The organism is Acinetobacter sp. BMW17 (assembly GCF_001592855.1).
GTDB classification, from domain to species: Bacteria; Pseudomonadota; Gammaproteobacteria; order Pseudomonadales; family Moraxellaceae; genus Acinetobacter; species Acinetobacter johnsonii.
On the sequence record NZ_LSOD01000051.1, the window covers coordinates 1 to 13,134 of the forward strand.

Below are 13,134 nucleotides of genomic sequence, written 5' to 3' on the forward strand. Positions count from 1 at the left end.
GGGTGAAGTGTGTCTAATCAACAGGGTTTTCGGTCTCTAAGTACTTTTTAAAGGGAACATCATCGACTCAAATCTCTATTTGCAACAGTGCCAATGGGGCTTTGTACTATCTATATCGGCAAGATCATGTGAATGCGAATGAGTATTTAGCAGCATTGGAGAAACTGGCCAGACAGTTTGTATTCTCTCGTTTCTTGAAATCAGGAGACGGGGCAGACTACTTTAAGATGATATATGCTGATCATAATGAAGTAGTGATTCCTAGCGAAATTGATTCTTCAAAATTAAGTTTCGGAAATATTGAAAACAATTTTGTATTCAACTACCTGGATTATTTAATCTGGTGCGATCAGTTGCGCTCAGAACAACCAGATGAAGTGATTAAACAGTTTGAATTTACGTTCCGTAGTTCTGTTGAGCATTTTTATCCTCAGCACCCTATGGATGGTCATATCTACCTTCCGAGAGAATATTTAGATCGCTTTGGTAATTTATGTTTGATTAGTCATAGTAAAAATTCACGGTTAAGTAATTACCAGCCAAATGCCAAGCGTGAACACTTTACGGTTTCGATTGCAGACAAAAAGATTGATACCCTTAAGCTGTATCGCATGATCCGGTTACTTGAGAAAGATGGTACCTGGGGGGGAGCTCAAATAGAGCAACATGAAGAAGAAATGCTGACCTTATTAATAATGGACAGTGAAAAAGGAAATAACAATGAGTAATGTAGGTCAGCGCGAGCGCATTACACAAAATCGTATTGTGCAGTTTTTTCAGAAAGAACTTGGCTATCGCTATTTAGGGGACTGGCAGGATCGAGAGAACAATAAAAATATTGAGATTGATATCCTGACCACTTGGCTAAAAAAACGTGGAGTGAGTGATGCACTCATCAACCGTGCGATTCGTCAGTTAGATGCAGCTGCCGCATTAGGTGAAGGGAAGAAACTCTATTATGCCAACAAAGATGTTTATCGTTTACTGCGCTATGGTGTGAAAGATAAAGAGGGTGCAGGTGAACTTAATCAAACCGTATGGCTGATTGATTGGAACAATCCAGAAGAAAATGATTTTGCGATTGCTGAAGAGGTATCGATTAAGGGGGAGAATAAGAAACGTCCCGATATCGTGCTCTACGTGAATGGCATCGCTTTAGGAGTACTTGAGCTGAAGCGTTCCTCTGTTTCAGTGTCTGAAGGTATCCGTCAGAATCTGGATAATCAGAAGAAAGATTTCATCCGTAATTTCTTTACGACTATGCAGTTAGTAATGGCTGGGAATGATACCCAAGGACTTCGCTATGGCATGATAGAAACTGCTGAAAAATATTTTTTAGAGTGGAAAGAAGAGGTTAGTAATCCTTATAGTCATCGACTAGATTTTCATTTAAGTCGTATTTGTAACAAGCAGCGTTTTTTACAAATTATCCATGACTTTATTGTGTTTGATGCGGGTATTAAGAAAACCTGCCGTCATAACCAGTTCTTTGGCATTGAAGCTGCAAAACGTCATGTGGCGAAACGCGAAGGTGGAATCATTTGGCATACGCAGGGATCAGGCAAAAGCCTGACGATGGTGTGGTTAGCCAAATGGATACGTGAGAATGTAAGAGACAGTCGTGTTCTGATTGTGACAGATCGTACTGAATTGGATGAACAGATTGAAAAGGTCTTCACTGGCGTAGAAGAAGAGATCTACCGGACGAAAAGTGGTGCGGATTTAGTCTCAACCTTAAACATGTCCAATCCGTGGTTGATTTGCTCTTTGGTGCATAAATTTGGTCGCCAGTCTGATTCGGAAAATGATGCTGCAACTGATGAGTTTATTGAAGAGTTAAAGCAGTCATTGCCTAAAGATTTTAAAGCAAAGGGCGATTTGTTTGTGTTTGTTGATGAATGTCACCGTACACAATCTGGAAAACTACATGAGGCAATGAAGTCGATTTTACCAGAAGCCATGTTTGTTGGTTTTACTGGTACGCCTTTGATGAAAAAGGATAAGAAGAAATCTATTGAGGTGTTTGGCTCTTATATTCATACCTATAAATTTGATGAAGCCGTTGCTGATGGCGTGGTCTTGGATCTGCGCTATGAAGCAAGGGATATTGACCAGAATATTACTTCACAGAAAAAAGTAGATGAGTGGTTTGAAGCAAAGACAAGGGGGCTATCACGGCTTGCCAAGATCCAGCTTAAACAGAAGTGGGGCACCATGCAAAAGGTGCTTTCCAGCAAATCCCGGTTACAGCAGATCGTGAACGACATTTTACTCGATATGGATACCAAGCCACGTTTGATGGATGGTTATGGTAATGCTATGTTGGTGTGCTCTAGCGTCTATCAAGCATGTAAGGCCTATGAAATGTTTAGTCAGACTGATCTGGCAGGCAAAGTCGCGATTGTTACCAGTTTTCAGCCAACAGCAGCGAGTATCAAAGGCGAAGAAACGGGCGAGGGACTGACAGAGAAGCTGTTTAAGTACGACATTTACCGTAGGATGCTAGCAGACTACTTCGAGCAACCTGAAGAGCAGGCAGCGAGTCGGGTCGAAGAGTTTGAAAAAGAAGTTAAAAACTGCTTTATCAAAGAGCCAGGACAAATGCGTTTGTTGATTGTGGTGGATAAACTTTTAACAGGGTTTGACGCACCATCGGCTACCTATTTGTATATTGATAAGCAGATGGCCGACCATAACCTGTTTCAGGCGATTTGTCGTGTAAATCGCCTTGATGGCGATGATAAAGAGTATGGCTATATTGTCGACTATAAAGATTTATTCAGATCCATCGATAAAGCAATCTCTGATTACACTCAGGGGGCTTTTGATGGCTATGATAAGGAAGACGTTGCTGGGTTACTGAAGGATCGCTTAGAACAGGCGAGACTGGATTTAGACAATGCATTAGAAATGGTCAGAGCATTATGTGAACCTGTGAAATTTCCACGTAACAGCCAAGATTATATTCATTACTTCTGTGGCGAATCGGGTAGTAATCAGGATGAGCTTAGTGAAAAAGAATCACTACGTCTGACTCTTTATCAAAATGTCGCCAAATTGCTACGTGCTTTTGCCAATATTGCCAATGAAATGCCAGATGCTGGCTATTCCGTGGAAGATATTGAAAAAGTCCGTGATGAGGTTGCTCATTATGAGAAGGTTCGGGATGAGGTGAAATTGGCCAGTGGTGATTTGGTTGAGCTGAAGCGTTTTGAGCCTGCAATGCGGCATTTGTTGGATATGTATATCCGTGCCGATGACAGCGAAGTGCTGATGGATTTTGAAGATATTGGCCTGATTGAGCTGATTGTCGAAAAGGGTAACGATGGCATCGACAAGTTACCGGAAGATATCCGAAGAAATCCTGAAGCCATGGCTGAAACCATCGAAAATAATGTACGCAAAACCATTATTGATGAGAATCCGGTCAACCCGAAATACTACGAACATATGTCGGTATTGTTGGATGAGTTGATTGAATTTCGCCGACAAAAAGCCATTGAGTACCAGGAATACCTTGAACAGATTCGAAATTTGGCTCGTAAGGTCATTTATCCTGATCAGGGGGGATCGAATTATCCATCTTCAATAGATACCGGCGCTAAACGAGCAATCTTTGATAACTTTGGTAAAGATGAAGTCTTGGCCATTAAGATTGACACTGCGATTCGTTATACCAAAAAAGCGGAGTGGGTCGGGGATCGTTTTAAAGAGCGTGAAATCGCTAATGCTGTGCGTCAAGAGACTCAAGGATACGACATTGATATCCAGAAGGTAATGGAGCTGGCGATGGCTCAGAGGGAATATCAATAGTGGTATTGCTTCAAATTGGGGAGCTGGAAATCCAGCTTCACCGTAAGGCTATTAAAAACCTGCATCTTAGTGTTTTGCCACCAGAAGGCTGTGTACGTGTCTCTGCACCTTTAACAATGACTGACACTGCGATCCGAATGGCGGTGATTAGTCGTATTCCATGGATTAAGAAGCAGCGATCCGCATTCATCAACCAATCTCGACAATCTGCGAGAGAAATGGTAAATGGCGAGTGCCATTATGTTTGGGGGCGAAAATATAGACTGAATATCATTCAGACGAGTGGGCAGCATAAAGTTGAATTAGGAAATACAAATAGGCTCGACATGTATGTTCGATCTGGAACATCCATGCAAAACAAGAATAAGCTTATAGAAGCCTTCTATCGTCAGCAATTGCAGGAAAGACTTAATCAACTTTATTCATCATTGATGCCAAGAATAGGAGTTACTCCTGATTTTATCGGAATCCGAAAAATGAAAACCCGTTGGGGAAGTTCCAATCCATCTTCAAAACGAATCTGGATTAATTTAGAGCTGGCCAAAAAACCAGTTGAATGCTTGGAGTTTATTCTTGTCCATGAGTTGGCACATTTGATCGAGCGTCACCACAATGAGCGTTTTGTGATGTATATGGATCAGTTTCTTCCTCAATGGCGTGAGCGAAAGGCTTTGTTGAATAGTTTGCCATTAGGACATGATTTATCTTATTGATGATTAAACATAAGAGTTTTGATATTCAATAAGGGCATGAAAATACAAATTGTATTTTGATCAGACTTCTTCGAAAATTTTTTCCAAAGAATTAAAATTTTCATCTAGAACCTGAATTGAATAGCCACCAAAATTCTAGACACACATAACCATCTTTTGATGGGCCTTTTCATAATCTAATGGAGAACGCTGACCATTGGAACCATGTCTGCGTTTTGAGTTATAGAACATCTCTATATATTCAAAGATATCCGACCTTGCTTCAGTTCTTGTCACATAGATTTTCTTCTTGATCCTCTCTCGCTTTAACAGCTGAAAGAAGCTCTCAGCAACAGCATTATCATGGCAGTTTCCACGCCGGCTCATACTGCTTTCAAGGTTGTGATGCTTGAGAAATGTCTGCCATTCATGACTGGTGTATTGGCTACCTTGATCAGAATGAATCAGGACTTTGTTCTTTGGGCTTCTTCGCCACAAAGCCATCAGTAGAGCATCTAAAACCAGATCTGTTGTGATTCTCGACTTCATAGACCAGCCAACGACTAGCCGTGAGAATAGGTCGATTACTACTGCAAGATACAGCCATCCTTCATGAGTGCGAATATAAGTGATGTCAGTCACCCACAACTGGTTGGGCTGGGTGGGGTTAAACTGTCTGTCTAAAGTATTTCGAGCCACAATCGATGGAGTACTAACATTAGCTCTAGGTTTGCGATAGCCACGCTGTGACTTGAGACCATTCGCCTTCATGAGTCGATGTACTCGATTGATACCGCAACTTTCGCCAACGTCTTTCAAATCACAATGAATCTTGCGATAACCGTAGACTCCGCCAGATTCCAACCAGAACTGTTTAATTAATCCTGAAAGCTGTTGCCGCTTCCTCGCAGTTATACTGGTAGGTTTCTTTAACCAGGCGTAATAACCACTGTGATGAACATCTAACGTTGAACATAAACGACGAACAGACCATATATGTTGGTTGTCCCGAATAAAGGCGTAACTCATTTGGACTGGCTTGCGAAGCGGCGTGAAAGCAGTGCTTTCACTTTAATATGTCCCTTTCTTCAGTGACCCTTTGCAGCTCTTTTTTTAATTTCGCTAATTCTGTAGTTGGATCACTAGATTCTGTTGTCTTGGGCTGCTGTGGATCATAACGTTTGATCCAAGCATACAGACTATGTGTAGTGGTTCCTAAACGTGTAGCAACTTCAGCCACACTATGACCTTTCTCAGTGACTTGTTTTACTGCTTCAATTTTGAATTCTTCAGGGTATCGTTTACTGCTCATAAGCACCTCGTTAATTAGCCATTTTATCTAACTAAAAGGTGTCTACAAAATCGGTGGCTATTCATTGTTTTTATATTGATGTTGGTTCATTTTACACTAAAAAGTTATTCGTTAAGAAAATTTCATAAGCTTTCGTGAAATCGAAAGGGGATTGTTGGCTGCTCAATTTCAAAATGATTAAATAATCAATTGGTGATTTAGAGCGTAAACTTCGAATCGCTGAAAAGTTTAGATATAAAGGTGGCATAGTGGGTGTTGCAGAGAGTGAATTTTTGTTGACAGCTCACGACTTTAATAGTCGAAAAATGGCATATTAAGATGAGAGCAAGAATAGGGTTAAATAGATAAACTAAGACCCTATTTTTTGAATATTTTGGGTTGATAAACTCATAAATTAAGGTCTAATAAATTTTTATTCATGCTACTAATTATAAGACTTTTTCAATCGAGTGCGTAACATCAGTTTATAACTAACATTCATAATGACTAAATATTTAATCATATAAAGTTAATTTTAGAACTAATGATAATTTTTATCATCCTAATGACATTAAATATTAAAAATGATAAAGTAAACTCATATTAGGAAAATTCTGAAATGGTGAAGCGATGAAATTTGGAGCATTGAAAACACCAGAAGCGATGGGGCGTGAATTAGGTGATCGACTAAAACAAGCACGACTTAATTTAGATCTTACTCAAGAAGAAGTCGGCTTATCGGCAGGCGTGAGTCGCTACACTATAAAAAATTTAGAACAAGGGCGAGGTAATATTCAGGATTTGATGGCTGTTTTAATTGCTTTGGAAAGCACTGATCAATTAGACCACTTAATGCCACCGCAACAGATATCGCCTATAGAATTATTGAAGCTAAGAGGTCGGATGAGAAAGAGAGCATCTGGTTCACACAACAAAACAGTATCGAACAAGAAAATTGACAAGACAAATAGAAGAGAAGAAGATTTAGGATGGTAGATAAAGTTGATGTAATTAAAGTTGTATACAAAGAATTAGATGTTGGAGCTTTAAGTTTTGATCCCACGACAGGTCAAAGCGCGTTTATATATATGCCAGAATTTGTTAGTGCTGGTATAGAGTTATCGCCTTTAACGATGCCTTTGCGGGAAAATTACATATATAACTTTAATGCTTTAAATCCTGAAACTTTCAAAGGATTACCTGGAATGCTAGCTGATTCGCTTCCAGATGATTTTGGTAATCGTATCTTAAATACTTGGCTAGCTTCAAAAGGACGTGCAGCAAATAGCATTACCCCAATTGAACGACTTCGTTATACAGGGAAGCGTGGTATGGGGGCATTAGAGTTTTTACCTGCTGAAGCTCGTGGAGAATTAAATGCAAATGAATCTGTTCAAATAGATGAACTTGTAGCTATTGCACAGGAAGTTTTATCGGCACGTAACGAATTTGATGCCGAACTAAGATCAGATGGCTCTGATGACCAGGAAGCGATGTTGTCACTCTTAAGCGTAGGAACGAGTGCAGGTGGAGCGAGACCTAAAGCAGTTTTAGCATTCAATGAGGATTTTACAAAAGCCAGATCAGGGCAGGCGAATGTTCCAAGGGGTTACACACACTACTTAATGAAATTTGATGGTGTAACCGAGAGGAATACCAACAAAGAGACATTTGGTGATCCTTTAGGGTATGGTGCAATGGAATATGTCTATTATCAAATGGCTACTGCCTGTGGTATTGATATGATGCCTTGTTATCTACTGCATGAAGGTGATAGACAACATTTCGTAACTCAAAGATATGACAGAATCGGGAATGAAAAGCTGCATGTGCAAACTTTAAATGCAATGGCTCATGTCGATTATAAGATGCCTGGATCATTTTCTTATGAAGAACTATTTCTTGTACTTCGCGAGCTTAAAATGACTGCAGTTGAAGCTGAACAACTATTAAAGCGAATGATCTTCAATATTGTGGCACGTAATCACGATGATCATGCCAAAAACTTCTCATTTATCCTTCGAGATCAGAAATGGGAGTTGGCACCTGCTTATGACTTAGCATTTAGTTATAAACCAGGTTCAATCTGGGTAGAGTCTCATTGGATGTCACTAAATGGTAAGCGCAGAGATTATGTATTAGAAGATATTCTTTCTGTAGAATCTTTAAGCCGAAAATTTACTCCTAAATATGTGCTAGAGGTTTTAAATCATACTATAGAGATTGTGTCAGGATGGAAGGATCTAGCTAAAGCTTCAAATGTTCCTGAAAAACTAATTGCTGAAGTATCCGAAAATTTGAGACTGAAGTTCTAATTTTAAAAATAGAACTCATGCACAAGAATTCTATTGTATTAGATTTCAACCCCATAAAGATTAAATATTTTATCATTATTACTACAATCATACATTAATGATCATATTATTAATCATTATAGGAGTTTATTATTAACAGATATTATGTCCAGCTCCTTCAAATTTTATAAGAAGACATCCTTTATTTAATAATCATTCAAGTGCTTGGTCGCTGTTGCATTACTTACTTGTGCTAGTGTTAATATTTGGAGATTTTACTGGATGATTATTATGACCACTTAATCTATTAATACCTTGCTCAGAATATCGTTTCAACCATTTGCGTAACGTTGGCCTAAAATTGCCACATATCCGACAAACTAGGCCAGCACCATTGGTCTCTTCAAATAATAACCCATACGAGTCGTTGTTGAATTTCTCTGTTCGTAAATACCAATTATATTGAAATGATGACTATGAATCACACAAATAATCATATCGTTATATGAACTCAAGTAACTGATGTAAAGTATTGGTTTCAATCTGATGTTTTTTCAATTGATGCTCTAAAGAATTTCTAAAATTAAGGATCTCTCTTTCAAGTTCAGGTAATGAAACCAGAAGCTCTGCAGCATATTCAATTTGTGATGCCAATTCTGTTATTTTAAGATCTAACTCTTCAGTTAATGAAACTAGGATATGTTTTTTATCAACTTTAACTGATGTTTTTTTTATGTTTTTGAGTTTTTCTGTTTGACTATATAAAAATAATTTCTTCATGTAGTTTGCACGTTCAACGGCTAAATAACCGTGCTTTCTTAATAAATGAAGACTGGTATATGTCTGACTTCTCAGTTTTTTTCTTTCATGATAAGCAAGTCCTGGAGTTTCAAGCATACTCCAAAAGTCTTTAGCCTCCCAATCGACAATTTCGCAAAAATTTAAAATTTCTAAAAACTCTTCACCAAGCGGTAACTGGAAATCAAACATAAATTAATTCAAATTAAATCAAAAAGAGGATTATAAGCCGTGGATATATAATCCTCAAATAGTGATATTTCTATTTTTTGTACAGACAAATTAGAATGTCAGAAATATCTTCAAAAATAGGTAATATTATCCGAAAGAAGAGAGTAGAGAAGGACATAACGCAAGAGATGCTCGCTTTACAGTGTAATATTGATCGTAGTTACATGGGACGCATTGAACGTGGAGAGGTGAATCTCACTGTTGAAAAGCTATATATGATAGCTAAGGTATTAGAAGTGGATGTAAAGCAACTACTCCCCTAAACAATATTTTATCTTTTAAACAAATATCTTGCCAAAATGTGTTCAATCTCAACGTTAGACTTTACTTTTACTTCTTCGACGATTCTAATCAGCAATTCTGTATTTTTGTGTAACTGCTTTTCTAAAGTTTCAACCTGATATTGCAAATCCTTATTTGAATTACTCAGAGCTTGTCTAGTTTTTCTGTTTACAAACAATTGTTGATCTTTTGTTTTAAGATTTAAGGGCGAAATTTGTTCAGCAATATACCGGCTAATTAAGCTTTTACGTTTCAAGTTGCTTAGAGTACTTAAACCTCCTGAAATATGTTTTTTAGCTACAAGTCTATCGTGGACAGATTTATTTGAAATAGGGGATTTATCGTAACCCTCTACTAACATAAGTTGTAGTTCATTTTCTATTACTTGATCCAATTCCTTACCACGTAACATTTTCTAAGCCTTACTTGATTCAATTTTTTGCTGTTCGATAGCAAATAATTCAGATAGTGTACGAGGTAATTTTATACTTTCATCAATATAATCAAATATACGAATAGGTGTTAAGTCATTGCGTATAGACAAGGCTCTCTCTTTGATTACATTTAAATTTGAGATTTTATTTTTTATCTCACTTAACATATGGGTATAAGACTTATCATGCTGGACTATGGAAAGAGTTTTATGATAATTCACGATTAAACTATTAATCATAGATTCTAAGTTGTCTAGTTCTCCTTTTCTATGCGTAATAGTGAAATTTCCACATTTATCACCTGACTGACATGCCATACGTTTTGGGCAATCGTGTACGGCAACATCACGCATACAGCCTCCAAATGGTAAAGGATGTAAGTAAGCATGTCTTTCGACTAAGGAGTCTGCTTTTGAAAGATCTGAATGACTTAATTCATTAAAAGCTTCAGCAATATCAGAAAATATATCTTCAAAAAAAGAGTTTTTAATGTGCTCTGAGATCTCTTGTTTATTATCAAAAGATTGTAAATTCATTTTTAAATTACTATCTAAATCTAGGTCTTTTGAAAAATACATATAACCATCATGCTTAATTGACTCTACAGGATTAGAATGCAGATAATTTTCTTTGTGGTCTAAATGTATCAATTCATGCTTGTCCAACAAGGTAGCTGCAATTTTTCTATGTTTAATTGCTACATGTTGATAGTATTGATTTTGCTTAATATCTATTCGCCCCATAAGCAAAGCTTGTAGATGCTCAGATAGTCCGGATAAAGCAAGAAACGTGTTAATATTATGCCTTGGAATATGTGTAGACAATTTTGAATATTCTGTATCATTTTCCTTGAGATAATACTTCTCAAAGACTGATAAATTCTGACCACCCCCTAAGAAATTATTTATTATAGTACAGGTGAATGGAATTACATTTGATTTATGGCTAAATTTTCTACTAAGATTCAATGACTTGTATTCATGAAGAAAAAGTAAATCCTCGTATAAAATTTCCTCGTTAAATTCATTTCCATTAAGAATATGTACAAATGGTAAATCAGATTTAAAATTGGGCGTCAAAGACTTTATGTAATCACTAATATCTTTCTTTAGATAATGATTTTCCAACTTATTACCACGCTTGACAATTTTGTGAACCTGGATTTTTTTGATTGAGGGCAATAGGATTGATCGATAATTAGTTCTATGTTTATATTCATTAATATTTCTCATTCTAAATATAGTATCGATCAAATCTTCTAAAACAACTGTATCTCCTGAAATTTCATCTATTTCTAATGGAAGAAAATCAATAATTTTCTTGGATTTTATATATTGAATTTGTGCACGATATTCTTTAGTCAGTTGTTCTACTGACTCGAAAATTATTTCTGCTAATTTACCAGCAGTAGGCTCTAGCCAGTGAATACGTTCTCCAGCACCTTTAGCACCATGATATCGAATTCCTATGGAATATTGCTGAACACCATCTAAACTCAAGTGTTCTTGTGTAATGGGATCTATAATTTTCTTTTTTATTAGCGCATTTCTTTTTAATAATATAGCTTCAGTTGAACGAAAGCCCGTAATGATCAATAATAATAGAAAATTAAGTGCTATTTTTTCACTGGTTGTTTGGCATAAACGACTAAGAGCAACAATATTAATAAAAGTTTGAACTGAGACCAATTTATCACTTTCAACATCATCTTCATCTAGCTCTAGTTGTTCAATTAAAGCTTTCGTTTTTTTTGCATTTGGGGTCCTATTTTTCTTATTGATGTACTTTAAATCATGTACAAATTCAAGCTGTGACTCTGTAAAACCATAATGATTGATCATCTTTTGTATACGTATGAAACTTCCCGCATGGTCTGGAAGATTTGTTTTACTTGAGTTTTCAAATAAGCAATCAAAAGCGATATTTAAAATCTTGGTTGTTAATGAACATGCATGGTGATTTTGAGTATGTTGAACTAATGCGCTATACCAACGTTTAAGAACTAACATTTCTGCATACAATTTTTGTGGCGAAGCCCTCTTATTGGATTGACGATAACTTAAAACAATTACAGATTTCATAAAGATTTGAAATTCTTCATCTATCTCAACATCATCAATTCCTTTTAGTCTTTTTATTACCCCAAAATTTAGATATGTTTTTCCTGATCTTGATATTAACCATCCAGATCCATTAGAGCCTCCAACCCATATTGATTCATTCCAAGTATTTTTAAACGTCGGTTGAATATTTTCTAAGAAATATTCTTTTTGTTCACTTATAAACTCAAGATAATTTTTAGAAATCACGATCTGACTCCTTAAAAGCATTACAGCGTAATATCACTGATTCAATTTCAAACTTTGTAGTTTCATGAATCTTAATGACTGGATTCCTAGATAGACCAATCCCATCAGATAATTTAATCAACGAATTGATTTCGTTTTGGATACTATGAAGAACTTTTCCATGATCAGCATCGATAAAAGGGTGGAAATACATGCAGCCATAGCAATTCCTCACAGGTTGAAATAGACAATTATCTTTATAGGAGCAACCACCAATATCGTAGTAAATTTCTGCCCCTATGTTGCCTAAAACTTTTTTGCGGGACCAATCTTTGGTATAGACCAGTCGACCAGTTAATAGCATGGCAATCATTTGTTGATATAAAGAGTTTCTTCCTAATGCCTTAGCTCTAATTTGTGCCATTTCAGGTGTAGAAAAAATATAATGTCTAGCTGTTACTACCGATGAGTGCCCTAAAATATAAGCAATTTCTTCTGCAGTAGCTCCACTTATTGCGAGGCTGTAACCAACATGATGTCTAAAATCTAAGCAAGAATATTTCTGTTGAATCATCTCACCAGATAGAACTGCTTCTTTATATTGCTTCGGAGAAAAATCAAATAATTGTTTATTAATCGCTTGTTGGCAAAACAGAGAGGCTTTGTCGCCCATATCAAATAACTTTTGATTATCATTGAGGTTATATCTTTTGATGTAAGCTATAACAATTTCAGCAACTTCTTCAGGTAACTTAATAGTGATTTTTTCATGAACATAACGAGCTTGCTTTGCATAAGGAATAAGGATGCTATAACGACAAAAATTATCACTTTTACGGATAGTATCCTGCTTTAAATCGCTAACAGATAGCTTAGCCAATTGAACGGGTCTAAGTCCTGATACATAAACCAAACCTAGTGTTAGCGGCAGTGTAAAAATAACCCCCTAACGGCATTTAAAAACTGACCCCCTTGGTTAATATAGCGGTCATTTTGGACTGCTCAACATGT

At 36.7% G+C, this 13,134-nt stretch carries 9 protein-coding genes and 3 pseudogenes; 6 read left to right on the forward strand and 6 right to left on the reverse strand.

Annotated elements, in window-relative coordinates:
- Positions 1-128: 128 nt before the first annotated feature.
- The 3 genes from AXW61_RS16755 to AXW61_RS16765 are packed head-to-tail and all read left to right on the forward strand — an operon-like array spanning position 129 to position 4,526.
- Positions 129-728, forward strand: a complete 600-nt coding sequence (locus AXW61_RS16755) for an HNH endonuclease family protein (protein WP_062035445.1) — start codon at positions 129-131, stop codon at positions 726-728.
- Positions 721-3,813: a type I restriction endonuclease subunit R gene (locus AXW61_RS16760; RefSeq protein ID WP_062035447.1), complete on the forward strand. Its 3,093-nt coding sequence runs from the start codon at positions 721-723 to the stop codon at positions 3,811-3,813. Before AXW61_RS16755 ends, AXW61_RS16760 begins: the two co-directional genes overlap by 8 nt.
- Positions 3,813-4,526, forward strand: a complete 714-nt coding sequence (locus AXW61_RS16765; protein WP_062035449.1) for a SprT family zinc-dependent metalloprotease — start codon at positions 3,813-3,815, stop codon at positions 4,524-4,526. Before AXW61_RS16760 ends, AXW61_RS16765 begins: the two co-directional genes overlap by 1 nt.
- 135 nt (positions 4,527-4,661) lie before the next feature.
- On the opposite strand, the pseudogene AXW61_RS16770 reads toward AXW61_RS16765, so the two are convergent.
- Positions 4,662-5,817, reverse strand: a pseudogene (locus tag AXW61_RS16770) (IS3 family transposase).
- A gap of 609 nt (positions 5,818-6,426) precedes the next feature.
- Between AXW61_RS16770 and AXW61_RS16780 the strand changes: the two are divergent.
- Positions 6,427-6,792 carry a helix-turn-helix transcriptional regulator gene (locus AXW61_RS16780; RefSeq protein WP_062035453.1) on the forward strand — a complete coding sequence of 122 codons (366 nt, stop codon included), beginning with the start codon at positions 6,427-6,429 and terminating at the stop codon, positions 6,790-6,792.
- Positions 6,786-8,111: a type II toxin-antitoxin system HipA family toxin gene (locus tag AXW61_RS16785; RefSeq protein ID WP_062035455.1), complete on the forward strand. Its 1,326-nt coding sequence runs from the start codon at positions 6,786-6,788 to the stop codon at positions 8,109-8,111. The genes AXW61_RS16780 and AXW61_RS16785 overlap by 7 nt, the downstream gene beginning before the upstream one ends.
- A 288-nt stretch (positions 8,112-8,399) precedes the next feature.
- Here AXW61_RS16785 and AXW61_RS17865 read toward each other — a convergent pair.
- Positions 8,400-8,547, reverse strand: a pseudogene (locus AXW61_RS17865) (IS481 family transposase); the annotation flags it as partial.
- A gap of 44 nt (positions 8,548-8,591) precedes the next feature.
- The gene (locus AXW61_RS16790; RefSeq protein WP_062035456.1) at positions 8,592-9,080 is read right to left on the reverse strand and encodes a hypothetical protein; all 489 of its coding nucleotides are present in this window, start codon (positions 9,078-9,080) and stop codon (positions 8,592-8,594) included.
- 95 nt (positions 9,081-9,175) lie between these two features.
- Between AXW61_RS16790 and AXW61_RS16795 the strand changes: the two genes are divergently transcribed.
- Positions 9,176-9,382: a helix-turn-helix transcriptional regulator gene (locus AXW61_RS16795; protein WP_062035458.1), complete on the forward strand. Its 207-nt coding sequence runs from the start codon at positions 9,176-9,178 to the stop codon at positions 9,380-9,382.
- Between the two features lie 8 nt (positions 9,383-9,390).
- On the opposite strand, the gene AXW61_RS16800 is transcribed toward AXW61_RS16795, so the two are convergent.
- The 3 genes and pseudogenes from AXW61_RS16800 to AXW61_RS16810 form a co-directional block, all read right to left on the reverse strand.
- Positions 9,391-9,813 carry a hypothetical protein gene (locus AXW61_RS16800; RefSeq protein ID WP_062035460.1) on the reverse strand — a complete coding sequence of 141 codons (423 nt, stop codon included), beginning with the start codon at positions 9,811-9,813 and terminating at the stop codon, positions 9,391-9,393.
- Between the two features lie 3 nt (positions 9,814-9,816).
- Positions 9,817-12,144, reverse strand: a complete 2,328-nt coding sequence (locus tag AXW61_RS16805; protein WP_240487485.1) for a hypothetical protein — start codon at positions 12,142-12,144, stop codon at positions 9,817-9,819.
- Positions 12,134-13,042: pseudogene (locus tag AXW61_RS16810) on the reverse strand (site-specific integrase); the annotation flags it as partial. The gene AXW61_RS16805 and the pseudogene AXW61_RS16810, both read right to left, overlap by 11 nt.
- Between the last annotated feature and the right edge of the window lie 92 nt (positions 13,043-13,134).

Excerpts from the sequence above, each read along its gene's own strand:
- AXW61_RS16760 (WP_062035447.1), top strand. The coding sequence starts at position 721 with ATGAGTAATGTAGGTCAGCGCGAGCGCATTACACAAAATCGTATTGTG.
- AXW61_RS16780 (WP_062035453.1), top strand. The coding sequence starts at position 6,427 with ATGAAATTTGGAGCATTGAAAACACCAGAAGCGATGGGGCGTGAATTA.
- AXW61_RS16785 (WP_062035455.1), top strand. The coding sequence starts at position 6,786 with ATGGTAGATAAAGTTGATGTAATTAAAGTTGTATACAAAGAATTAGAT.
- AXW61_RS16790 (WP_062035456.1), bottom strand. The coding sequence starts at position 9,080 with ATGTTTGATTTCCAGTTACCGCTTGGTGAAGAGTTTTTAGAAATTTTA.
- AXW61_RS16795 (WP_062035458.1), top strand. The coding sequence starts at position 9,176 with ATGTCAGAAATATCTTCAAAAATAGGTAATATTATCCGAAAGAAGAGA.
- AXW61_RS16800 (WP_062035460.1), bottom strand. The coding sequence starts at position 9,813 with ATGTTACGTGGTAAGGAATTGGATCAAGTAATAGAAAATGAACTACAA.